General features: G+C 59.4%; 15 protein-coding genes. 10 read left to right on the forward strand and 5 right to left on the reverse strand.

The features are described from left to right. Positions 1-48: 48 nt before the first annotated feature. Positions 49-5070, reverse strand: a complete 5022-nt coding sequence (locus TBK1r_RS11620; protein WP_419581246.1) for a DUF1549 domain-containing protein — start codon at positions 5068-5070, stop codon at positions 49-51. Between the two features lie 33 nt (positions 5071-5103). On the opposite strand from TBK1r_RS11620, the gene TBK1r_RS38530 reads away from it, so the two are divergent. Beyond that, positions 5104-5256, forward strand: coding sequence for a hypothetical protein (locus TBK1r_RS38530; RefSeq protein ID WP_372898446.1), 153 nt, complete (start codon positions 5104-5106; stop codon positions 5254-5256). Positions 5257-5722: 466 nt separating this feature from the next. Here TBK1r_RS38530 and TBK1r_RS11625 read toward each other — a convergent pair whose 3' ends face one another. Continuing rightward, positions 5723-6544 (reverse strand): phytanoyl-CoA dioxygenase family protein, encoded by an 822-nt coding sequence (locus TBK1r_RS11625; protein WP_145210376.1) that lies wholly within the window; start codon positions 6542-6544, stop codon positions 5723-5725. A 60-nt stretch (positions 6545-6604) separates the two neighbouring features. Then, on the reverse strand, positions 6605-9025 hold the full coding sequence (locus TBK1r_RS11630; RefSeq protein ID WP_145210379.1) for an ATP-binding protein: 2421 nt from the start codon (positions 9023-9025) through the stop codon (positions 6605-6607). 7 nt (positions 9026-9032) lie between these two features. Between TBK1r_RS11630 and TBK1r_RS38535 the strand changes: the two genes are divergently transcribed. The 6 genes from TBK1r_RS38535 to TBK1r_RS11655 all read left to right on the forward strand — a co-directional run bounded on the left by TBK1r_RS38535 (position 9033) and on the right by TBK1r_RS11655 (position 14248). Continuing rightward, positions 9033-9161 (forward strand): hypothetical protein, encoded by a 129-nt coding sequence (locus TBK1r_RS38535; RefSeq protein ID WP_419581247.1) that lies wholly within the window; start codon positions 9033-9035, stop codon positions 9159-9161. An 18-nt stretch (positions 9162-9179) separates the two neighbouring features. Next, on the forward strand, positions 9180-10019 hold the full coding sequence (locus TBK1r_RS11635) for a purine-nucleoside phosphorylase (RefSeq protein WP_145210382.1): 840 nt from the start codon (positions 9180-9182) through the stop codon (positions 10017-10019). Beyond that, positions 10016-11092, forward strand: coding sequence for a purine-nucleoside phosphorylase (locus TBK1r_RS11640; RefSeq protein ID WP_145210385.1), 1077 nt, complete (start codon positions 10016-10018; stop codon positions 11090-11092). The genes TBK1r_RS11635 and TBK1r_RS11640 overlap by 4 nt, the downstream gene beginning before the upstream one ends. Before the next feature lie 11 nt (positions 11093-11103). Continuing rightward, positions 11104-12108, forward strand: coding sequence for a tributyrin esterase (locus TBK1r_RS11645; protein ID WP_419581248.1), 1005 nt, complete (start codon positions 11104-11106; stop codon positions 12106-12108). Positions 12109-12126: 18 nt separating this feature from the next. Continuing rightward, a complete protein-coding gene (locus tag TBK1r_RS11650; RefSeq protein WP_145210388.1) occupies positions 12127-13230 on the forward strand; it encodes a hypothetical protein in 1104 nt (367 codons plus the stop codon). 181 nt (positions 13231-13411) lie between these two features. Beyond that, positions 13412-14248: a hypothetical protein gene (locus TBK1r_RS11655; protein ID WP_145210391.1), complete on the forward strand. Its 837-nt coding sequence runs from the start codon at positions 13412-13414 to the stop codon at positions 14246-14248. An 80-nt stretch (positions 14249-14328) separates the two neighbouring features. On the opposite strand, the gene TBK1r_RS11660 is transcribed toward TBK1r_RS11655, so the two are convergent. After that, on the reverse strand, positions 14329-16281 hold the full coding sequence (locus tag TBK1r_RS11660) for an alpha/beta hydrolase family protein (RefSeq protein ID WP_145210394.1): 1953 nt from the start codon (positions 16279-16281) through the stop codon (positions 14329-14331). Between the two features lie 175 nt (positions 16282-16456). Between TBK1r_RS11660 and TBK1r_RS11665 the strand changes: the two genes are divergently transcribed. Then, entirely contained in the window at positions 16457-17584 is a 1128-nt protein-coding gene (locus TBK1r_RS11665) for a lactonase family protein (protein ID WP_419581249.1), read from the forward strand. Between the two features lie 90 nt (positions 17585-17674). Next, the gene (locus TBK1r_RS11670) at positions 17675-19267 is read left to right on the forward strand and encodes a hypothetical protein (protein ID WP_145210396.1); all 1593 of its coding nucleotides are present in this window, start codon (positions 17675-17677) and stop codon (positions 19265-19267) included. 48 nt (positions 19268-19315) lie between these two features. On the opposite strand, the gene TBK1r_RS11675 is transcribed toward TBK1r_RS11670, so the two are convergent. Then, entirely contained in the window at positions 19316-22363 is a 3048-nt protein-coding gene (locus TBK1r_RS11675) for a PVC-type heme-binding CxxCH protein (protein ID WP_419581250.1), read from the reverse strand. Positions 22364-22913: 550 nt separating this feature from the next. On the opposite strand from TBK1r_RS11675, the gene TBK1r_RS11680 reads away from it, so the two are divergent. Continuing rightward, positions 22914-25127: a coiled-coil domain-containing protein gene (locus TBK1r_RS11680; protein ID WP_145210397.1), complete on the forward strand. Its 2214-nt coding sequence runs from the start codon at positions 22914-22916 to the stop codon at positions 25125-25127. The last annotated feature ends 69 nt before the right edge of the window (positions 25128-25196 follow it).

Below are 25196 nucleotides of genomic sequence, written 5' to 3' on the forward strand. Positions count from 1 at the left end.
TGGTCGGCGGTTTGGCACCGAACGTGTGTCGAAACAATCCGGGCCAGGTTAGTGGTTGAACAAAAAGGCGGGGCTGTTGATCAGTGCCCACGTCAGGTCTTCTGCCGCCGTCAAACGTAACCGTTCGACTTGCTGTTTACTTTGCGCGACGTCATCTCGCAGCCGAATGATTCGGGCATCATCGGGCGTTGCGACCGACAAGGCGTCGCGACGCTGTTCCAACCGAACCGTTTCGGCGTCGCGAGGGACTGCTTTCCGGGCCTCGGCCAACGCGGCTTCGGCCTTGGTTCGATCCGGGTCGGTCTTGCCGACGTAATCGATTAGCGTTTGTTTCGCCGTTTCGTCGCGATCGGCGTCCGGTGTCGCGACGATGGCACGAAACGTTTCGGGCAGGTCCAATGGAATCTCGCCGGTGTCGGTCGTCGCGCTAATGCGGAACTTGCCCAACTGGTGGTCGGCGGCGTTGTGGAACTGGTGGATCTGGAATTGCAGCACGCAGCCGTCGGGATGATTGATCGGTTGCTTTAGCTTGAACGTGGCCCAGTGGTCGACACCGGTCGCACCGGCCACCGCCCATCCGCCCTGCCCGCGTTTGTTGCCGTCAAAGGTCGCTTCGATTGTAAAGCTCGGTTGCAAGAAATCCGCCTTGCCGCTTTCGATCGACACATCTGCGAACGTTTTGGGATCGGACTTGGATGCGACCTTGATTTCGAATTCGGTGATCACAAAGTTTCCGTTGGGCGGCAAACCGGGACCGTTGCTTGGCAACGACGGATCCGAGAGGGCTTCCAAGCGGAATCCGGTGATGTTTTTCAGTGACGTCGGATACTCGATCGTGTAGACCGCCTTGCCGGTTTGACCGCTGGCGGTGATCGAGCGATCTTCCGCGGCGACCAACTTGGCTTTGTTGGTCGAGACCGCTTTGGAAGGTCGCAGCGGATGCCACTCGACCGCCGCGGCGTGTTCGGTTTCCCACTGCTTCACCTTTTCGGCCAACTGCTTGTTGACGTCTTCAAGCGCCTTGGTGGCCTTTTCGATTCGTGCCTCACGCTCTTTGGCCAGGCGTTCTTGTTCCGGTTTGGCGGCTTCGATCCGTGCGGCCAATTGGGTGTTGGTTTCGGCAAGTTTCGCCTCTCGGATCTGTTCCAATTCTTGCTTCCGCTCGGCCCACTCGATTTCTTTCGCAGCGAGTTCTTTCTCGAGCAGTTCGTGGTCGATCTTGATCTGTTGCTTGATTTGATCGAACGCCGCGAGTTCGGTTTCGCTGGGCGGTCGACCGATCGAGCGGAGGAAGATTTCCGTGGCCAGTTCGCGGTCGTCCGGATTCTCCTGGACGATGCGTTCCAGTTCGTTCTTGGGGTCGGCGATCGCGGTCGCCACGGTGGGACCACCGATCAAGGCCATGATCGGGCCGAGTTGCAGTTCGCTGGAGCGTTCGCATTCACAGGCGCTTTCGCGGACCGGGCGTCCCAGGTTCTGCAAGAAGCCGTCATTGAGTTTGACGCCCGAGTCGGTGACGGCAGCGGCGCGCGTGCCTTTGGGCATTCCGGGGATGTTGCTCTCGGCGCCGGTCAACGCGTGCACGGCGTCGTAAATGACTTCGGCCGGCAGACGCCGCGGCATCGCACGCGCGTAGTTCAACGTGTCGTCTTCGTTCATCGGGTGGGTCGCGACACTCAATTGATACGTGCGGCTGTTGCAGATTTGCCGCAACATGGCACGCACATCAAATCCCGACGCGACGAACTGGTCGGTCAGATGGTTCAGCAATTCGGGGTTGGTCGGCGGATTGCCGGCACGAATGTCATCGATCGGTTCGATCAATCCGACGCCCAGCAGATAGCCCCACAAACGATTGACGAAGCTGCGGGCAAAGTACGGGTTGTCGGCGTCGGTCATCCAGGCCGCCAGCTTTTCCCGGCGAGTGCCTTCATCGGGCATTTCGCAGGGCACGTCGTACGGGAAACTCGGCGGTGCGACGTCGCCGGTACGCGCGTGGATGACTTCGCCCTGACTCTTGTCGACCACCTTTTCATACAACGGCTTGGCGCCCTCGACGGCGGTTCCCCCGATCTTTTTGCCACCGGAGGCGGGGTCGTTTTCCAAGGCAACTTGACCGAAGAACGCGGCGAGTTCGTAGTATTGGTCTTGGGTCCAACGCTCGAACGGATGATCGTGGCATTTATTGCAATTGAATCGAATGCCCAAGAACAAGTGCGTGGTGTTTTCCATCGTGTTTTCAGGATCACGCAGCACTTTGAAGTAACTGGCCGCCGGGTTGTCTTTGTTGGAACCGGTGGCCGTCAAAATCTGTCGGGCGAACTCATCGTAGGGACGGTTCTCCACGACGGCGTTGCGTATCCAGTCGCGGAACGCCGTGCTGCCTTCGACGCCAAGAAACTTTCGATTCACCTGCAGCAGGTCGGCCCACTTGTTGGTCCAATAGTCGACATAGCCTTCGCTGCCGAGCAACTGATCGATCTTGCGGGATCGTTTCTCTTGTGTCGGCGTGTCATCGGCCAGGAAATCACGGACTTGTTCACTGGACGGCGGCAATCCGGTCAAATCCAAGGTCACGCGGCGCAGGAACGCGGCGTCGTCGCACAACTCACTGGGCTGGACTTTGACGCGTCGCCATTTTGCGGCTACCAGCTCGTCAATTTTGCCCCAGGTTTCGTAGTCTTGATCTTGGTAGTCATCGCGATTGCCCATCACCGTCAGCGTCGTCGCGGCGTACTTGCCTTCGTAACGTGCCAAGATGGCTGCTTCACCGCGCCGGACGGCTTTCAACAATCCGCCCTTGCCCGACGAGGCGACTTCGGTATTGCCGCTATCGATAAACGCTTCACGCGTCACATCACGTGTCTTGCCATCGGCAAAATGGGCGACCAAACGCACCTGTTGCTCGGTCCCGATCGCCTGGATCACGGGGTTCTGCGGATAGATCTCCAGCTTCGTCACCCGCGCGACGTCCAAGTTCAATTGGCTACCGTCGGCGATCCAACGTCGCAGGATCGCGTGATAGGGATCGCCGTGAGCCATCAACGCGCCGCCTTCGTGTGGGGTCAGCCCCAGTGGCTTGCGGAGCATCAGTGACTGCTCGGGAGCGGCCGCGTTGATTCGTCGGGCCGCCAGGTCATCGGTCAATGCCCGCAGATCAAAAATCGGGTCATAGCCGCGGAGCGAAAGTTTGAATCCGTTCTTTCCCTTTTGTGCCCCGTGACACGTTCCTTGATTGCACCCGAGTCGGCTAAGGAGCGGGTTGACGTCTTGGATGAAATCGACCGCGCCGATCGATTCGCTGGGGCCTTCGGTGATCTGTGTTGCCGAAACCGTCACGGTACTTTGATGGTCACCGAGCGAAACGACCACGTTGCCGTTTCCGTCCTGGGTCGGACAGAGCAATCCGGCGGAGTTGGAAGCGACAAACGCTGGGGTTTGGAAGTTGCACGCACGCGTGACGTCCAGTGTTTCTCCGCTGGTGGTCGTGGCGGTGACGACCAATTGGACGTAGGCGTAGGGTGAATTCAGTTCGGCGGTTTGGGGTGCGACCTCGATCGATTGAATCGATTTCGGGTCCACCTCGGCTTGCCCGGCGCTGTCGAGTTTGCCGATCCAGGCTTCGGCGTCGAACCGACCCGCGATCACGTCGGCTTCGCTAGCGGCCTGCCGTTCGGCGGCCCGGAACACTTCGAAGGTTTTGTCCGGCGTGCCGTCGGCGGCGATCCGCTGAAGTTGCCCGTTGCTGGCGGCGATGTACAGCGAGTTGTCCGGTGCGAACGCAATCGCGTAGGCCGCCGCACCGTCGATCGGGTGCAACGCCAATTGTTTGGTTTCCGACTGGCGATAAGCGTCTGCCTTTTTCTTCTCTTCGGCCGACCGATCGTTGACGCGTTTGGCGAGGATCTTTTTCAGTTCGTCGGTCAGATCACCGCTGAAGTCAAACGACCACACGCGGACTTCGGATTTGCCGTCCAGGGTTGCGACTGCGGCGATGCGGGTCGCGTCGTGGTTGATCGCGACGTTGAAGATCCGGCCCGGCATCGCGGGCAGCTTGCGAATCAAATTTGCATCGTCACCGATCTTGCGGGCGGTTTCGCGGAAGATGCGATAGACCTTGGCGACGCCGTCGGCACCGCCGATCAAAATCTCGTTTCGATCTGGATGCATCGCAACACTGCTCAATCCGCCCGACAGCGCCCCGGGCGTGATCGAAGTGATGTTGTCGATGAAGCGTTCCGTTTCCACCTCGGTCAATTTGCAGGACATGTCCCGTGCGACAGAAACCAGGTGCGTCCCGTCGGGCGTGAAGGCGACGTCGCGAATCCAATCGTCGTGGGCACCCTGGAAGAGCACTTGTTGACCGGTTTGGGCGTCGATCGCGCGGACCACATTGTCCGACGCACCAAAGGCGAGCTTGCTGTTGTCGGGCGACCAGCCTGCGCCGGACAGGGCGTCGTAGGTGAAGGGCACCGACAATTCCAACTCGCCGGTGTTGGGATTCCAGATTTGCACTTCACCGCGAACGCCCGGGGTGCCACCGATCGCCGCCAAGCGACTTCCGTCGGGACTGTAACGCACCGAATTGATCCGTGGACTGATTCCGATCAAGCGGCTTTGGATCGCGCCGTCCGCGGTATCGACCAGCAAGACTTCGTGGTAGCCCGCAACGGCGATCTGTTTTCCATCGGGTGAGACGTCGATCGAGGGAACCGAGGGGGCGTCGTTGTAGTGCGGTGGGTTTTCGCGACTGAACGACGGCGTGGTGTCACCCGGCGAGTCATTCGTCGCTCCCTCGGCGATCCAACGCCGCACCAATTCGACTTCGACGTCGCTGAGCGGCTGGGACGGCGGTTTGGGCATCTCGGCCACGCCATCGACCGGGGTGATCTGCGCGATCAGATAGCTTTCCTCGGGTTTGCCAGGAACGATCGCCGGCTCACCCGTCTCACCGCCGCTAACCAGGGACGCAAAGTCCGTCATCACGTACGCGCCGAGTTGCTTGGCGCCTTGATGACAACCGTAACAGTGCTGTCGGAAGATCGGATCGATTTGCTTCGAGAAACTCACCGGAGTTTCAGCGACATCCGAACCGACGAGCGCGTGAGAGAAACCAACGGACACCAGCACGAATGCGGCGGCGACCCGACCGAAGAAGAAGCGAGTTTTCACAGTGGATACCTGGGTAACAATCCCGTCGGATCCGCAGTGACCGCGCCGGTGACCCGTCGCGTGATCATTTCGAAAGGACAATGACCATTCGACGCGTCGGAAACGGAAAGTCCTGCGGAACATTCATTTCTGACGAAGGCCAGTCCGACACGAAAACACCCGAACGTGGTTTGGACGCTCCGTGTAGGTAGCCCAGGAAGGGGCAGGCGGGGGCGGAAACCCGTGCTTACGGCGAGCTTCCACTCCCTTGACTCTACTGGGAAACCCAACCATCGTCAACTTATTCGTTCAGCGATTCTGCCGGGGGGAGGGCGTTCACCTGAGCGTGTGAAAAACCAGTGCAAGCGGATGAGGGTGGAGGCCGCCTGGAAACAACGGTGGGCTCGCGGGCAATGCCACTTACTTTGGCGCCAAACGGGGGCTTTTGTTAGCGGCAGGGCGCGAGCCCTCCGGTCTTTCAAGGTCAAACCGGACGGCTCGCGCCGTTCCGCTAAAAAAAGCTTCACAGCGTTGCCCGACGGGGTCGCGTCGTTCCTGGTCGCCGAACGGCCTATTCCGGTCGGGGCTGGTTGCTCCAATGCCCGCTCGGGTCGGTGCCGCGGACCTGCACCCCTTTTTCGTTCCAACCGAGTGCCGCGTGCACGTCGGCGCTGCAGTAACGCAGCGTCAGCCCACAGCGTCGCCGGTTGGAATCATTGGCGTCGCTGCCGTGCAATAGCAAATCCGCGTGGATCGATGCCTGGCCGGCTTTCAGCGGATCGTAAACCAGTTCGCCGTACTGTTCCGGATCATCGATCGTTTGATTCAACACGTTGTGTTCGGTCGAGTCGCTGGGGCGGTAGGTCATGTGTCCCTTGGTATGAGACCCGGCGATAAATTTCATGCACGCGTTTTCTTGGTCGGCGTCATCGATCGCCAACCAGACGGTGACGGCCTTGCTGGGTGACAACGGCCAATAGCTGGCGTCCTGATGCCAGGCGACCGCCTTTCCATCGCCCGGCATTTTGCAGAAGAAGTGCGACCCCCAGCCGATCACGTTTTCGCCGAACAGATCGGCGACCGGGTCCACGATCCGTGGGTCTTTCAAAATGTCATACACGGGGCCGTACTTTAGGTGCGCCGAGCTGATCGAATAACTGTCGCCTCCACTGGCGGTGACCTTGCGGAGTAGATCGTCAAAGTAGTCACGGATCTCCGCGATCTCCGCGTCAGAAAAGAGATCCAGCGGGGCGATAAACCCACGCGCGTTGAAGTGGTCGATCTGCTGCCGCGTCAAGGTTTTGGGATCGGCGACGCCGGCCGGGTGAAAGCTGAGGTCGCGTTGGAGTGATTCCAGTTCGTCGTCGCTCGGGATGATCTTAAAGTCTTTCATGTCAGTCGATGGGTTGGGGTTGTGAAGTTCTCAATCAGCCAGCGTTCATCCATACAGCAGTCATTCATACAGCGGCGTGGCGATACCATTGGCGTCGACTTGCCAAGGCGTCCAGACCACGACGACCTCTTCGGTTTTCAGATCACTTTTTCGCGGCGGGATCTCGGTGGTTTCCAATTCAATCTTGTCGATGTCGCATCGCTTGGCAAGGTCTTGGATCTCTTCATCGAGTTCCTCTGCGAGCGCTTTGATGTCCGCGTGCAACTCCTTCAGTGCTGCTTCGGCGCGGCGCACGTCGTCGGCCTGCTGCGTCGCGCGTCCGACTCCCCGGGCCGCCGTCATCACCCCGCCTCGCCGACCGCCCATGAAGGCGCCCAGAATCGAGTTGCCCACCGACAGGATCGTCGACCACTTGGCCTGGCCGTATTGCGACTGTTCGCGTCCGACTCGGTCTTCGGCGGTGCGGATTTTCTTTTCGACCGACTGCACTTTGGCGGCATACTTGTCACGAAGCTTTTCTGTTTCCAGGTCGCGTTTTTCTCGCAGCAATTGCTGGAAATGTCGTCTGGCTTGCTCCCTGGTGTTTACGCCCGGCGCATACCCGGTCATTCCGGGGCACTTGTAGAGCGTGGCGGTCTCGTGACGGTACAAATAGTCTTTCAACTTTGACTTGAACGTGCGGTAGGAAGACTTGCCTCGCAAACCGTCCGGCAGATCGCTGAATTCGAAGGCGTCGTCCGGGTGGGTTAAGAATTCTGCATCCGGCGAAAGCGCTTTGCTGTGTTCCCAGAGGTCTTCGGGGACGCCACCGCCGCAGCACAGCAGCCGCACGGTGTCGACCCAATGATCCAAGTCGGCACTGGCGCGGATAAAATGCATCGACGCTTTGCCGACCAGCGCGGGCCGATAGACTTTCTTACAACCGCGGTTGGCTACCTGGGTTTGGCCGAGGAAGCATTCCTCCACGCCTGCCGGGATGACCGGACGCTGGGGTTTGGGGTGTTCTTCAACGATCGATTCGCTGTTTTCTTCGCGACGCGACTGGTCCGCCGCCTTTCGATGCTGCATCAGGTCGCTGATCTGCTTCCTGGCCAGCGGCCCGGCCAGAAACGACATCGCCCAACGTGTTTGAAACGTTACCGGATCGCCTTGGTGAACGTTGTTCATCAAAAAGACTCGGTTGCCCAGCCCCGCCAAGATCTGTTCCATCCGATTGCGATCGAATGGCTGGCCGGATTCACCGGCAGCCCCCTCCAAGCCTTCCAAGACCCTGGCCTTGTCGCGTTCGGTTTGCAGCCGTCCCAGGAACCAGGTGCCGATATTGGACAAGCCCTTGTAATCCAAGTCGACGGGGTTTTGCGTCGCCAGGGTGACGCCCAAGCCGAACGCGCGGGCTTGTTTGAGCAGCGTCAGCATCGGCGGCTTGCTGGGCGGATTGGCGACCGGCGGAAAGTAACCGGCGACTTCGTCCATGTAAAAGATCGCGCGGAGCGAGCCGGTACCGGTTTGTCGCCGCATCCACGCGACCAGCTCGTTCAACAATAACGTGACAAAGAACATCCGTTCGCTGTCACGGAGATGAGCGATGGACAATATCGACACACGCGGTTTGCCATCGGCAGTGTAAAGCAGTTTGTCGATCGACAGTGTTTCGCCTTCCAACCATGATGCGAACGCCGGCGACGCCAGCAAGTTGTTCAATCGCATCGCCAGTTTCGAACGCTCCGCAGCGGGCATGAAGGAGTCCAGGTCGACGACGCCGATCCGCGTGATCGGCGGGGATTGAATCAGACGGATCAGGTTGGCGATCGAGACGTTACGTCCCTCCCGCCACTGGTGCGTCAAGATCGACGACAGCAGAATGTGCTCCGGTGACGTCAACGGATCGGCATCGAGATCCATCAAGGTCAACAAGCCCGAGACCGCGCCGGTGACTTTCTCACCGATCGCTTCGGTATCGTCCAGTAATTCAGGCGGGGGGGCATCGAAGCTTTTGAGCACCGTCAGCGGAAGCCCAATGGTGCTGCCAGGGGTGTAGATGGCGATGTCGACTGCGTCCTTGTAAGTCTGAATCCGTTGGGGTGATTGTCCCCAGGACGCCAACCCCTCTCGCCACCGCGTTGCGGTTGTCTCGGCCAACTCGTCGACACTCATTCCCTTGCGCGTCGCGTCGCTTTGCTCCAACCAGGGTTTGAAATCACTCGGCGCGAGATCGGGGAACGCCAGCAACAGGTTGGCCAAGTCGCCTTTGGGGTCGACGCAAATGGCGGGGACGCCATCGATGGCGGCTTCTTCCAGCAAGGACAGGCACAGGCCTGTTTTGCCGCTGCCGGTCATCCCCACGCACATCGCGTGCGTGCACAGGTCTTTGCTGTCGTACATCAGCAGCTGGTCCAGCCGCCGGCCCGAGGAGAGATCGTATTGACGCCCGAGATAAAACGACGCCAGCTTTTCGAACTGGTCAGGATCGGGAATAGCCATAAAGCGAATGCGTGGAGACAAGGGAGAAGACGGAACGTCGCTGCTGAATGAAGAGTTTAACGAGGTTTTGGCCGCCGATGGCAGCCAAGTCGTCGCGCGTTATGATTCGTGCGTCGTGCTCTCGTTCACCCCGTGATTCATCCAAACAGTTGACATGCTTGATCTGTACGAAAAAATTGAAGAAGCCGCCGCGGTCATTCAAAATGCGTTTGCTCAGACGCCCAAAGTTGCCCTCGTCCTGGGAACCGGGCTGGGTGGTTTGGTCGATCAAATCGATGTCAAAGCGTCGATTGAATATGGCGAGATCCCCCATTTCCCGACCTCCACCGCGACCGGTCACCGCGGACGGCTCGTCTGTGGATTTCTGGAAGGCGTGCCCGTCGTCGCGATGGAAGGACGGTTTCACATGTACGAGGGCTATCCGCTGAAGCAGATCACGTTGCCGATCCGAGTGTTCAAACGCATGGGCGCCGAATTGTTGATCGTCAGCAACGCCTGCGGCGGTTTGAACCCGTACTACCAATCGGGCGAGATCATGGTGATCGATGATCAGATCAATTTGATGGGCGATAACCCGTTGATCGGCATCAACGATGATCGCTTGGGGCCTCGTTTTCCCGACATGTGTGAACCCTACGATCAGCAATGGATTGATCGCACGCTGGCATTGGCCCGCCGCGAAGACATTGGAATCCACCGCGGCGTCTTCGTTGCCGTCGCCGGTCCGAATCTTGAAACGCGGGCCGAATACCGGTTCCTACGCACGATCGGCGCCGATGTGGTCGGGATGAGTACAGTTCCCGAGACGATCGTGGCGGTGCACTGCGGGTTGAAGACAATCGGTTTGAGCGTGATCACGGACATGTGCCTGCCCGATTCGCTGCAGCCGGCCAATGTCGAAGAAATCATCGCGACGGCGAATCGCGCCGCACCCCAGTTGCTGAAAATCGTGTCCGGGATCGTGGCTGAAGCGGGGCAAACCCGGATCGCATGAGGGATCGCATGGAGGATCAAGCCGAATCGCCGGAAGCGGCGGTCGCGATGGCCGTGGCGATGTTGCGTGAGACCATTGGAACGGATTGGGACTATGGCAACGATATCGCCGGCCCGACTGTGACGGCGATCGTCCTGGGTAGCGGTCTGGGTTCGCTGGCCGACAAAATCGAATCCCCCGTCATCGTGCCGTTCGGTGACATCCCCGGGTTCGCCCATTCCACCGCCAGCGGTCACCGTGGGCAGTTGGTGTTCGGCACGCTCGGCGGCGAACCGGTGGTTGCCATGGCCGGCCGTTTGCATCGCTACGAAGGCTGGTCCGACGACCAGGTGACCTTTCCCATCCGGGTGATGCACGGGCTGGGGGCCAAACGTTTGATCGCCAGCAATGCGGCCGGTGGTGTCAATCCGAAGCTGGCGGTGGGCGACATCGTCGTCCTGTGCGACCAGATCAACTGGCTTCATCCGCGGCGGCAAATCGCGTTGCCGAAACGAACAGAGCAGAAAGAAACGGCGCCGAGCGCAACCGAGGCAGCCCCTGGCAGTCACGCTGTGAAGCATTTATCCCCTGCGTTTGACGAGGTGTCAGCGGCAGGGCGCAAGCCCTCCGGTTCCTCATCGTTACCGGAACACCGGAGGGCTCGCGTCCTACCGCAAAAAAATACTTCACCGCGTTACCCTGGCGGGTTGCCGATCGGTTTTCCCGCCGGACGGCGTGGTCAGATTTTTGATCCGCAACTCGTCTCACTCGCACTGGCCGCCGCCCGAGAAGGGGGCTTTGTCGCCGTCCCAGGTACCTATCTGGCGACCCTGGGGCCGACCTATGAAACCCGTGCCGAATACCGCATGATGCGGCGGATCGGAGCCGATGTGGTGGGAATGAGCACCGCAGGAGAGGTGTTAACGGCGGCGAATCTTGACATGTCCGTGCTCGCTTTGTCGATTGTCAGCAATGTGGCGGATCCCGACCGAGCGAAAGTCGCCGATCACGCGGAAGTGCTAGAGGCAGGGGACGCCGCGGCGGCTAAACTAGAGGGGATTGTTCGACGGATCCTTTCCGGCCACCGCGTTTGATTGTCGTTTCGATGCCGCACGTTCCCAAACCTCCTCAATCGGCGAAACCGCCAACGCCGCTGCGTTCCGCGCCGGCGGAGTCGGGTTCTCGCGAGACGTTGCCGAACAAGACGCTGCCTGCTGATGCACAGTCGGCTGAATCGCTGCCTGCTGATGCACTGCCCGTCGATGCACTGCCCGTCGATGCGCTGCCTGTCGATGCGCTGCCTGTCGGAGCGCTGTCCGATGCAGCGCCCCAGCTCGATTCGACCCACGATACGATGGTCGGGTTTGACCAGGAATCGGTCGACTCGACGAACCTGCCCGACATCGATCACGAATTCTCGATGCAGGAACTCTTTGATGCGGAACTTCGCGAGGCGATTCGCTCGGTGCCGCTGCCAGGGGATGAAGAAAAATTACCGAGGGTCGAGATCCTGGGGGCGGACGGGCAACACGCGGCGCTGATGCGGATCGATCACCCGGTGAAGTTGCGTGTCCGCGGTTCACTGGGCGACTACGCGTTTGCGTACAACTCTCAAACGGTCATCAAGGTGTTCGGAAATGTCGGTCACGGGGTTGCCGAAGGCATGTCCAGCGGATCGATCCGGGTTCGCGGTCACGCCGGCCACGGTGCGGGAACCGCGATGACCGGCGGCACCCTGGGCATTTATGGTTCGGCCGGGGATCGTACCGGGGGCGCGATGCGTGGCGGCGGACTGTTCGTTCGCGGCGACGTCGGCAACGATGTCGGACTCGGAGCCTTGGCGGGAACCATCGTGATCGGAGGCGACGCGGGCAACAACTTGGGCAATCCGCTCAGCAACGTTGCGGTGTTCATTCGGGGAAAGGCGGCGAGCTTGACTCCCGGCGTCACCGAGGCTCCGCTGCGAAAGAAGCAGGAGGTCCAACTGGGATTGCTGCTCATCAGCGCGGGGATCCGCGGCGACGCGACAGACTTTCGTCGCATCGTCCCGATCGCAAAACTGGCGGCGGAAAATGCAGCCCGCGGCGAAGTGGTTCCCAATTGGCGATAGTGCTTGAAAGGATTACCTGTGAATTCCGACCGACTCGCTTCGCTTCACCTCCTGCCTCCGCACTCGGCATCGGTCTGGGCGACCAGCCCGATGTATCCGGTAGCCCAAACGATCTCACGCCCCGACGGCAACTCGGTTCGATTGGAGTTGCCGTTGTTCTGGTACGAACCGCCGTGGATTCAATTGCCGCGCGAGGTTGCCGGACGACTCGCGGCGTCGGTGGCCAATCTCGATGTTGTGGTTTCGGCACTCCGCCGCGACATCGCGATCGACGAAGAACCCAGTGAGTTGTTTGCAGCGATTCCGGCCGACGAGAGTGCAGCAACCGATGCGGCGCAGCGGCAGTTCTTGCCGCGAATGACTCCCTATCGCGCCGAACGTTATGGATTCATGCCCGCCGATTTCGACGAGACACGCATCATCGATGTCCGCCTGGCAGCGACGCGGGATGATTCGGGACGATTCGCGTATTCGCCGGACCAGATGAGCCGTTGGGAAGGCGGTGCGGAAGGAACGACGATCGGCGGTGGCGGCCATGTTGCCACCGGCTCCTTTCCCACCGATGTCGTCTCGCTCAACCAAGCCCGCACGAAACTCGACCAACTGCGGCTGCTGGCACCTTCGGCCGCAGTGTTCGTGTCCATCGATTGTTACAGATTGGAAGAAGAGATCGCCGCGGCGCTTGTTTCCCGGCCCGATGGGTTGATCGTGCGAATGAATCAGCCGGAGATCGAGGGGATCCAGTTGGCGGCGTTGGTCACCAAGACGCGTCGATTGATGGATGAACACGAATTCGCAGGCAAACCCCTGTGGATCGTGCCGGGCGAAGTCAGCGCCCGAGACGTTGCCAAGCTGATCGCCTTGGGGGCATCCGCCGTTGCCATCGATGCGTGGTGCCTGCCACTGGTGCGATTCTTGTTGGAGTCCATGCCGACGTCACGGTACGATCGAACGGCATTCAATCAAATCCCCGCCGTCACCTCGCAACATCTGTGGGACGACATCGACCGCGTGATCGGACTTCTATCGGCAATCATGCCACACGGCAGCACGCCCCAACGACTGGGCACGTATCACTCGCGGTGGGCCAAAGCGTGTGGCGCCTCGTTGCTGGTTCCGTAACACGAACACCGCAGGGCACGCCGTCGGGTGGCTCCCCCCTCCGACCGTCAGATTGTGCCACCGTTCCGTCCCAAACCGGTTAAATTGGTGGGTCGGCGTTTCGTGATCGTCGGGACGACGAAGTCTCTGCGATGGCGATCACCGTCCCCTCCACCCCATTTCCCCCGTTGCAGGTCCCATCATGACCCTTACCGATCGATCGTTTTCAACGAAATTGCTCGCCGGGCTGGCGTTCTGCTTTGTCGCTCCCCTGTTCACGACGACGCCCTTGCGTGCCGATGAACGCGAAACCGAGGTCCGTGAGCGCGAGACTGCTGAGCAAGACCGCAGCCCACGCGATGAAGAGCGAGCCGGAAATCGCGAAGAAGCCGATGAACGTGAACTGCGCGAACGCGCGATGGAAAGACGTCAATCACGCCCGCATGAGCTCCGCGAACGCGAAATCGACGAACGCGAAATCGACGAACGCGAAATCGATGGACGCGAGTTACGTGAACGAGACATGCGTGAGCGAGACATGCGTGAGCGTCAGATGCGCGGGCAAGACATGCGTGAACGTGAAATGCATGAGCGAGAAATGAATGAGCGCGAGATGCATGAGCGTGAGATGCGCGAACGTGAGATGCATGAGCGCGAGCGGATGGAACGTCGCGAGCACGAGCAACGCGAGCGAGATCAACACCTGCAAGCGATGGAGCATGAAATGCGAGAGCTCGAGTTGCACCGCAATCGCTTGGAACTTCGCATCGCCGAAATGGAACTTGAAAATCGCTTGTCGCAATCGCTGTCCAAGGCCGATGAGGCGGCGCTGGAAGCGATCGAGATGGCATCCCGATTTATGGAACCCGAGGCGGCCGCCGAGTTTCTCACCGACACGCTCGGCCACGTCCATTCACCGATCGTGAAGCATCAGATGCGTTTGCAACTTGCTGAGTTGCACTTCCGATCTGAGCAACCCGATCAAGCGGTCGAGCACCTGCGTGCCCTGATCGCGCCCGTTCGGCAAGGCGGTCATTGACGTTCAGGGATGGAGTTGAAGAAGCGACCCTCCCGTGTGCGGGAGGGTCGAGCGCAGTCTCCCGGCATGCACAGCATGCCCTACTTTTCGACCAAGCGCGTGGCCGCCGCGTTCACGACGTCATTGAGTTCCACGAACCGGCTGACATTCAATAGATCCGGCGCGTCGCGATTTCGCTCGGGCAGGTTCTCAAGATTCAGTTGATCGATCCCGTCGACGAACAATGAGGCATAAAGGCCCCAAACAGCAGCGTCTCCCTCGGCCTCGATCGAGACCACTGACTTTTCTAATCCTGCCGTTTGCCGCAGCGTTTCCAGCCCCCGAATGACATCGTAGATCTGCATGCCCGCCAGGGTCTGACCGAGCAGCATGAAGCGTCGGCGGATGTGCGTCTGCGTTCGTTCGTCATCGGTCCAGCGTGTCGGTCCGACACCGCGGGGGACGATGAAAGCCGTGTTACGGTCCTCGGTCATCCGCTGCATTGCCGCCGCGACTTCCGGGTCGGGTTTCACGCCGGGCACATGACCGGGAAACAACACGGACAATCCCGCCGCCCATTTCTTCCAGCCATCCTGGTCCAGGATCAAGACGTCGAGTGGGGCGTTCGGGTCTCGGTCCGGTTGCAGCACATAGATCGGCAATCGGAACGGGGACTGACTGGTGAACTCGATCACATGGGCCTGCGAAGGTCCACCTTCGACTGCACTCGAGTGGACGTTTAGCGGTTCGGGCGAATCGGGCCAGCCGCGAAACGTTCGTTGCCTCAGTCGATCGATCAATGCCCGGACCGCTTCGGGAGAGTCCACGTCGAGATCGCCAGGTTCCGCTTTGGGCACAAAACTTTCGTGGATCGTCGTCACACGTTGTTGCTCCGGCAGCTCTTCAAAGACTCTCAAGTCACGTTTTTCAAACAGCGGCTCGGCGGCCATCTCGATCAACGAATGGTCCTCGCGCAGGAATCGATTCATCCATCGAAATGCGGCGACGCGCAGTTCTTGCGTGTCCTTGTGCGGACCCTCGGAAATTTGCAGTCCCAGTTTGTCGCGGGCGTCGTACAGGTCATAAATCTTTTGCACTTTTGTGTAGACGTCCACGACGCCGTCGAGCGGAAAGATGCGGTCTTTGTCGGAATTGGTAATCAATAGCGGACGTGGCGCCACCAACGCGGCGACCATTGGAAAATCCCAACGGTAGGTGTTGACCATGTACATGCAATCGCAATGCCCCTCGACACATCCGTCGACGACATGGTTCTTCAGGCTGGTGATCCCGGCCACCGGAACCGCCGCGGTGATGCGTTCGTCGATCGCCGCGATCCACCACGAATAAGCCCCGCCGCCGCTTCGCCCGGTGACCCCGATTCGATCCCCATCGACTTCGTCGCGCGACTGCAGATAGTCCAATGACCGAATGCAATTGAACGCCTCGACGCCCGCCGACGAATACCCGCGATTGTTCCACCACCACATCTTCTCACGATAGGTCCCGTGGTGGATGCCTTCGATCTCACCCAGTTGAACCGTGTCGATGGTCAGACAAACGTAGCCGTTTCGCGCAAACCAAGCTCCGTGGTGTTGATAATGTGTCTTGTTGCCCAGGCTCTTGCCGTCCTGCCGTTCGCCGCCGTGACCGCAGACATACAGGATCGCCGGCAGCTTTTCGTTTTGCACGCTCGGCCGATACAAATTGGCGGTCACGTACAGGCCCGGCATCGATTGAAAATGCAATCGCTCGACGATCACTCCCGATTCTTCCAACGTGCCCGTCACGACGGGTTCCAGCGGGGTCTTGGGTGGCATCGGATTCAGTCCCAGCATCTCCAACATTTGGCGACGGTACTCGGGTCGTTTGCCAGTCCAATCCTCCAGCGTCTCGATGTCGGCGAACGTTCGATCGGTCAGCTTCTGTGTCTCGGCGCGAAAATATTCCGCGATCTGCTGATCACTGTTTGTCGCGGCAGGTTCAGCCGATTGTGCGGCAGTCGACTTCGCGAGGACTACGGCAACAAGGATCACGATCGCAACGTTTCGCATTGAATTGGACTCGTCGTTCTCAAGGAGTTTCACTGAAAATACCGGTCGTCAGCGGCGTTGACCCGCGGAACACAACACGTCCCTTTGGACTCTCTGGTGGATGATTCGCATCCGCTGCTCGACCTTCGCCGGCGAGCTACAATGGCGACTCCATCTTTCATCCTGGAGAATCACTATGCGACTCGCGGTCCTATTGTATCTTCTGTCGGCAGGCACGATGTGTTCGGCCGAGACGCTTGTCTATTTCGGCACCTACACACGCGGAAACACATCCAGCGAAGGGATCTATGTTGCGACGCTGGACGAGGCCACCGGCGCACTCTCCCAACCGCGATTGGCAGCCAAAGCGGACAACCCGTCGTTCGTCGCGATTGCTCCTGACGGCAAAACGCTGTATGCCGTTTCGGAAACGCCATGGACCGACGAGAGTTCCATCGGCATCGTCGCGTATTCCATCGGCGACGACGGCACACTGAAACAACTCAACCAGCGGTCGACGCGTGGCGGGGCTGCCTGTCATGTGGCGGTGCACCCATCGGGTAAGTGTCTTGGCGTGGCAAACTATAGCGGTGGCAGCTGTGCGTCGTTCCCGATCAACGACGATGGTTCGCTGGGAGAAATCGCTTCCTTTCACCAGCATGTCGGCAGCAGCGTGAACCCGCGTCGCCAGCAGGAGGCGCACGCCCACTCGATCAATTTCAGCGCCGACGGAACCCAAGCGTTTGTCGCCGACCTCGGCATGGACCAGATCGTGATCTATGACGTTGTTGCAGAAACGGGAACGATGACGCCTTCGAAACAGCGGTCACTGAAGATGCCCGCCGGAGGAGGCCCCCGCCACTTCTGTTTCGCTCCCGCGGGAAACATCGCACTGGCCAACTTGGAACTTTCCTCCGAAGTTGCGTTGCTGCGTTACGAGGATGCGGCACGCAGGTTATCGATTCTGAAAGTCGTCTCGACGCTTCCAGGCGGTCAGGCCGTTCCGGGTAACAGCACGGCGGAATGTCTGGTTCACCCCAATGGCCAAGCGGCGTACGTTTCCAATCGGGGGCACAACTCGATCGCCGTCTTTCGGATCGACGCTTCCAACGGAGACATCGAGTGGATCGAAAACGAATCGATCCGGGGTGAAGTCCCGCGGGGGTTCGGGATCGATCCGAGCGGCAAGTTCGTGGTCGTCGCCAACCAGAATTCCGACAACGTGGTGTCGCTGAAGATCGACGGCGAATCGGGAGCCCTGTCACCGACCGGCAGCGAAATCACCGTCGGCACGCCCGTGAACGTACGGTTCCTCAAACGTTAGGCTCGCCTGCCCCTCCCATTCCCCCAAAAAGGTGTCGGACACCTTTTCCGGCGGTTTCCAGTCCCTTAGCCCTGATAAGTCGATAGCCCCATGCTTCCTCACCTCATTCGCACGCCGGCGTTCGCTCGATACTTGACCGCGGCGTTGCTCGGGATTCTCGTTTGCTCTACGGTTTCGGCTCAGGTTGCTTCGCCACCGCTGTTCAAGGTGCTGCTGAAGAATTCGTCCAAGCCCGTTATCGGAACGCTCATCAGCCAAGACACCGAGAATGTGACGATCCAAGACATTGACACCAATACCAATGTCCGATTCGAGCGAAGCAATGTCAAAGAGGTGATCACACCCTTCCCATTCGATGACGCGGTGGAGTCGATCGGACTGGCAGAAATGTTGAGTTGGAAGATCGGACAAGTTGCGGCACAGAGGAAATTGCCCGGCCGGATCGCCAAGGTGTCGTCGCAAGTCGTTTACCTCACACTTGGAACGAACAGCGGTATTCGTGAAGGCACAATCCTCTCCGTTTTCCGAAATGAAGGGGAAATCAAAGATCCGGTTAGCGGCGATGTGATCGCGGTCGAACGTCCGAAAATTGCTCAAGTTCAGGTCATCGAAGCCCAGGAAAAATATTGCAAAGCCAAATTGGTCGGGAATCTGGAACCCGAATTACGAGTAGGTGATGAAGTCGAACCCGATCTCGATCTGCGAGTCGCGGTTTGTCCCATCCGAGATCAGAATGGAGAATCCGTGGATGAAACACTTGTCATGGCTGAAGATATCACCACCAGACTCGTCAACCGAAAAGTTGCCGTCGTCGATCGTGGATCACTGGGACAAGTCCTCGGGGAGTTGCTCGTACAAAACACACCCCTGTTCGATCCCAAAACAGCTCAAAAGTTGGGCGACTTGACAGGGGCGACGCATGTCCTGGCTGGAAAAGTTGTCCCCAGTGGCCGCACTCGGGGCATCGCTTACGTCCGATTGATCGATGTGCAGACCGGAAGAATCATCGTCGCAACCTCCACTTCGATCAGTTTGACCCGTACGATCACGCAAGCGGCAGGCGACCACGCAGCGGGGCGTCCCAGGCTTGCCATGACGGACCGAAACGCCAAAGCCTTGGGCAGTTCGCGAGTCCTGCCGTCATTCCTCACGACTCGATCGCGTTATCAGAAAGGAGAATCCGGCGGTATTCGTATTCAGGGCTACAACGAGTTTACCTATCGAGAACAAGGCGTGATTTTCACCAAAGACATCGGTTGTGGTTCGAGTGATTTTACCTTCGAGGTGGTCGTCCAATTTGGACACGAAGACATGGTGGCGAACATTGGCATCGGATACGGCGTCGCGGATCGTAGCTACAACGGACTGAAAGATTCGGTGTATTTACGGCTGCATTCACCACACATGCGAATCGAACCCGGAAAAGTCAAACTCAATCGCTTCAAGCTGGGTGAAGAGGAAATCGGTGAATTACCGACTACGGGTCCTCATCTCGTGCGGATTACCAGGGTGGACAATACCGTGACGTTTCAAGTCGATTCGGGTAACGACGGTCCTTCCGACGACGATTTTGAAACGACGATCGCCGACTTCAAGGATTTCGCACCATTCCTTCATTCAAAGAACTCCCCGCTGTTCTTCGCAGGCGCAGGCGAATACGTGACAGCAACGCTCTCGAAATGAAGTGAGAGCACGGCGAAATTGATGACGTCTGAGTCTGGCGTGATGGGTTTACCTGCGTGTGCCCAACATCAGATACGCGAACAGGTCGATGATCTGTTGGTCGGTCATGTCTTTGAAAACCTGTTCGGGCATCAGCGACGTCTTGATCGCTTTGAATTCTTCCAGCTCGTCGCGCACCAGCACGACCGTCTGGTCATCGGCGGTGCGAAGCGTGACGGTCTTGGGATCCTGGGCGGCCATCATGCCGGTAACGACGCGGCCATCGAGTGTCAGCGCCATGTACGACTGAAAGCCTTCGCGGATTTCGAGACTCGGTTCGATGATCGCCGGCAACCAGAACTTCAAACTGCCTCGTTCGTAACCGTCCAATGGTGGACCGATCGTCTTTCCGTCGCCGAATAACTTGTGACACGTCCCGCACTTGGTCATGAAGTGTGTTTTGCCTGCGTCGGGATCGCCGGCGGAATGACTCAGCAAATCCGTCAGCCGCTCGATCTCGGCAATTTTCTCTGCCGAGGACACCGTCACGGCTTTGCCGAAGGCTTGTTCGACCCGGGCGATGAATGCCGGGTCCTGGTAAGTGCGCAATCGCTGGATGACGTCTTCGGGGACTTCAGGGACACGCACCCGCCACTGAATCACTTCTTCGAGCAATCGGTCGGCCCAGGCGGCACGGCTAGCCAGCGTTCGGCAGGCGGCGGCTCGCAGCCCATGTTCGCGTGAGATTTTTCCGTAGAACGCGCCGATCAACCCGGTTGCGATTCGGACATCGTCGAAATTGGCCAGCGTACTGATCGCGACACGTTGCAGCGCCGGTTCGCTGGTCTCACGCCCCGTCGCCAACCGCAACAGGGCATCCACACTCATGGGCTCGCGCAACTCGCCGAGTGCGTAGGCGAGTTCGATCCTCAGCCCGAGATCGGTCGTGGAGTCACGCAACAGTTTGATCGCGGCGTCCGCGGCGCCCTCGCGACCGCTGCGAAGTGCCAGCACCGCCCCGGATTCACCGCGAGATTCCTGATAGGCGGACAGCGCGCGGTCGAGACGTTTGGGCAGCTCCGGGATCGACCTGCCTTGGAACGCTTTGGTCAGCCCGACCAACAAGATGTCGCGGGTTGCGTCGTCCGGGGCCAGGGCAACCAGGTTGTCGCAGTGTTCCATGTCGGCGGCTGTTCCGGCGGCCGCATAGCGTTGGGCCAGACGGCCAAGAATGTGTTGGCGCACCAACGGGCGGCCCCATGACGCATCGTCAGAGAAGAATGCGTTGATCGCATCCCAATCATCTGCGTGGGCTTCGACCGCCCACCAATACAACAGCGGCAAGTGCGGGTCGTTTCCGTCTTCGTCGCGTCGCGTCAGGCGGTCGATGATTGCCAAACCCGTCTCACTGTCGATCCGCTTGGCCGTCGAGGCGAGTTGGCTGCGGACTTGTAGATCGGGTTCGTTCTCCGCCAGTGAAACCAGCTGGCGATGGCCTTCATGCCGATCCCCCAACAACCGAACGGTCCAACGTCGGATCTGGGGATCGTCGTGCCGCAACCAATCGGCGGCCCGCTCGGTCGACAGTTGCCCCATCAGATTCAGTGCCCAGAGCGATTCCAGCGACCCCGATTGGTCGACACGTTTGACAAGCGTCTCGGTCGCATCGCTGTCGTTGCGCCAACCGAGGACCAAAGCGGCGCGGCGGCGGAGCCATTTGTTGGGCGAGTCGAACAGGGCGATCAGGTCGTCGCTGGACAGGGCGGTGAGATCGCCGGAGCGGTAGACGGGCTTAGATCCCTTGGGGCGGATGCGATAGATCCGTCCGCTGTTCTTGTGCCAGTCGTCGACGGGATTGACGTGGGACAAACGGGTGTCGTACCAGTCCGCGATGTAGATCGCGCCGTCGGGCCCGGCGCCGGCGTACACCGGCCGAAACCAGCGATCGTCGGTTTCGATCAGGTTTTCGACGTCTTCGGTGCGATAGGTCGATCCATCCGGAATCAGACGACTGTTCCAAACCAGATTGTGCAACGAATTCGGTGCGACAATGGATCGGTCAAAGTCTTTTGAAAACAACCCGCCATCATAGATCATGAAGGCTTGAGCAAACCGTCGGGTGTCGCCTTTCATCGGCATGCCGGTGAAGTAGCCGAACGCATAGGGATTGGTCAGCGGACCGTGCTTGCCCCAGTTCTTGTCCGAATAGCTGCCTTGCGGATAGTGATACCCGCGTTTGCTACCGCCGTTGGTTCCCGAAAAAACTTGTCCGTACGAATCGATCTCCAGGCTGAACGTGTTCCCGCCGCCCTCGGCATAGATTTCGAAGACTTTCGATTCGGGGTGATATCGCCAAATACACTGGCCTTCGAAACGAACGCCCTTGGTCACTTGTGAGCTGACCGTTCCGGCCGTGGTGCTGCCGTTGGCACCGTACAGCCAACCATCCGGCCCCCACAACAGGCTGTTGGCCACCGAATGCGTGTCTTGCAGCCCGAATCCCGACAGATGCACTTCCGGATCGCCGTCGGGCACGTCATCGCCGTCGGCATCGGGATAATGCAGCAAATACGGCGGGTTCAACACCCAGATGCCTTTCGGACCGACTTGGACCGAGGTGGCGATGTTGAGTCCCGTGATGACGTCCTTGCTGGCGTCATACAGACCGTCGCCGTCGGTATCGCTGAACACCGTGATCTTGTCCGCACCCACGGCGCCGTGGGGCGGCGGTTCGGGCACCTTGTCGTAAACAGCCCGCAGGTATTGATCGAAACGCTCGACCTTCAGCCCGGCAGGGTACTGGTACTGGCGGTACTGCACCGCCCACATGCGACCGCGTGAATCCCAGGACAGAAACAACGGCTGCGAAAGCTCGGGTTCGTGGGCGATCAAATCGGCTTCGACGTCGCTGCGGAGCCGAAGCCGGTCGATCATCTGATCCGGCGGTGTCAGCTCGGACGCGTCACGTTGGGCGCCCTTGGCGGAGAACGTGCGAAAGATCTCCGCGACCTTTTCGTTGCCGGCGGGGCTGTCCGTTGAACTCGTTTGCGCGAGGGAGTGCCGGATCGAAAGCAAGCCGGTGGCCCAAACGACCATCATCAAAACAACGAATCGCATCAAATTCCCCACAGAAAAAGGTGACGGACGGCCGAACAGCCGGCCCTAATAAACCTTGCAAGATGATAGCCGACCGCCCCCCGCTTTGCTCGACTCTCGGACGCACCACGTTACACGGTGGGTTCGTCATTGAGGTGTGAAGCCACCCTCCCCTGGCAGCATTGGTATCTACACATCGTTTGTATGTCAGATCGGTTCTGAGTTTGTGCATGGCCGTTGGCCAAATCCAACCTCATTGCGATGAGGTTCCTGGGGCGGCGCAACCATCGCAAATGCTCCGTTTGCTTGCCCCAGGCTAAGGATATGCATGCCCTTTGGGCAAAAAGCGACTTGTGTAGATACCAACCTCCCCGGCAGGGAGGGTCGAGCGCAGCGAGCAGAGGGTCGTTGCTCCTCGCTGGTTGCTATCAATCGGTGCCGTGAAACTGACCTTCCACTGAGCAGACGGGCTGACGTATGTTTCACGCGCAATGAAACCGCGGGTGTGGACGTCGACACGGCTCTTTCGATCTCGCGGCGCGAAACACTTTCCCAGGGATGGGATCATTTGATGGACGATCGCCGGCGCACCCATTACACCACCGCTCCGCAGGCCTACCACACGCATTCGGTCGGCATGCCCCCCGACGTAATGCATGACACGGCAAGGCTTGGTTTGCCCCCTTGGCCGGCGGCCGATTTCCGTTTGTACCATGCCGAAATCGCGCGTCTGCGCCAGCTGCTCGAGTCCACTCATGCTGGCAACAACCGGCAAGCCGCTGAGATCCGCCGACGGGCCGAGCAAGCGCTGGCGCAACAAAAACAGTTCTTGGTGGGAAAAATCGAAACGCTGCAACAACAGCTCTCGGTGTTGCAGCATGAAACGCGGAGCGAACGGGACAACCACGAGCAAGAAATCGCGACCGTCAAACAACAACTTGCCGAAGCTCGTAGCGCAGCCCAAGCCGTCAACCGGCACGTTGCGACGTTGAAACATGAACTGAAGCACGTCGCGCAGGCCGCGTCGGCCGAACAAGAATCGCTCCAACGCGCCCACGATTCCTTCGTCAGCCGGCACCACGCAGCGATCGCGGACAAGCTCGCAACGATCAAAGCCCTGCAACAGCAGATGGATGACCAGGACGAGATCCTGGAACATTGGAAAACCGCTCAAGAACAAGCTGTCCAGCTGAGCGAATGGTATGAAAGCGAGCACGAGCGAGAACGTCTCCGGTACACGCAACTGGTCGACGAATTCGCCCGATTCCGATCCAAAACCTCCGAAGCGTTCGCGATCTGCGAAGACGAACTCGAAACGCTGGAGGCGACCGTCGGGATCTTGCAAACCGACCACGAAATGGTGGAGCTGATCAACGCCGACCTGGATCATCTGGCGGACAAGCGGGAATCGGAAATCCGGCAGTTGCAGACCGAGCTTGAGGCGGTGCTTGTCGAATCTTCCTGTGATCGGCAAGAATCCCAGCGTGCCATCGAGATGCTTCGCAATCAGCTTCACGACACCACCGCGCGACTGACGGCGGTCTCGGAAGAGAAAACGTCGCTGATCGAGACCGTCGCGAGTTTGAAGGCCAACTCGGATGACTTCGACGCGTCCTTGTTTGCCAAGGATCAAGAGATCGATGCGACCAAACGACTCGCCGCCGACGCACAACGACAGCTGGAACAAACGCGGCGCGAAAACAACGGACTGGTCAGCCAGAATGACCAGCTGAGGCATCGCGTCGGTGATCTGACGAAAGAGATCACAATCGTGCAGACCGAACTCGCCGATGCCAATCAGCGTGCCGACCAGGCGGAGTCGATGCTGTTGGAACGGGATCACCAGCTTCGCGAGATTCAATCCGCCGCCCGAGCAGCGGACGCCAACGCGCTGTTGCGGGCCAACGAATCCGAACAACAATACGCCGTGGAACTGCAGCGTCTGGAGGCGGAACTGGAGCGGCAAAAACAGGCACAACACAGCGAGTCACAGCTCAGCGCCAACGATCAGGCGAAAGTCGCCGAACTCGAACATGCCCTCGCGGCCAGTCAACGATCGGTAGCCGTCTCGTCGACCGAGAACGATCGTCTGCAGCAAACCATCGATCAGCTCCACTCGCGGCTGGCCGATGTCGAACGTGCTGCCGCGGCGAAAGCCGATCGAATCGAACTGCTCGAAGCCACGCTGAGCGAATTGCGTCAGGACGCATCGAGTCACCAACAAGAAAACGTGCAACTGCGAGCGGATCTGGCCGAGCGGCGGTCTCAACTGGCCGAGTCTGCCGATCGAATGGCCACCGCCCAACACACGATCGCGCAACTGACCGAGAAGCTGGACCAACAAGCGCAACAATTGGAACAGCTCGAGCAAACACGACAGCAACAGGTTTCCGAGCCCGTCCAGTCGGACCTTGAGGCCGAGTTGTCCGCTAAGTGGCAAGCTCAAGTGACCGAGTTGGAGCACAACCAAGTGACACTACGCGAGCGTCATCATCAAACTCAACTCGCCCAACAACAAACGATCGAGAGTCTGCAGCAGCAGCTTCTGGAACGAACCGCTCAATTTGAGTTGCTGGAACAACGAGCCGCGGCATCGAGCGAGGAGGTCCGTACGTTGCAGGCGCAGCTGGAGCACTGGTCGATGCAGGAGAGTCCGATCAATGAGGTGAAACGTCTGAGCAACGAATTGTCCCGCTGCATCAGCCAGCACGCACGTGAGCGGGAAGCCTTGCTATGGCGGATCGAACAACTGCAAACGGTACGTAGCCTGAGCCGCGCGGCTTAGCCACACGCGAAACGCAAGACCGCAACGTGGAGCGTCGTTTGCTCTCGCTTGGGCCCGAAGGCTCGCGCC

This window comes from Stieleria magnilauensis, from assembly GCA_007753675.1.
Taxonomy (GTDB): Bacteria; Planctomycetota; Planctomycetia; order Pirellulales; family Pirellulaceae; genus Stieleria; species Stieleria magnilauensis.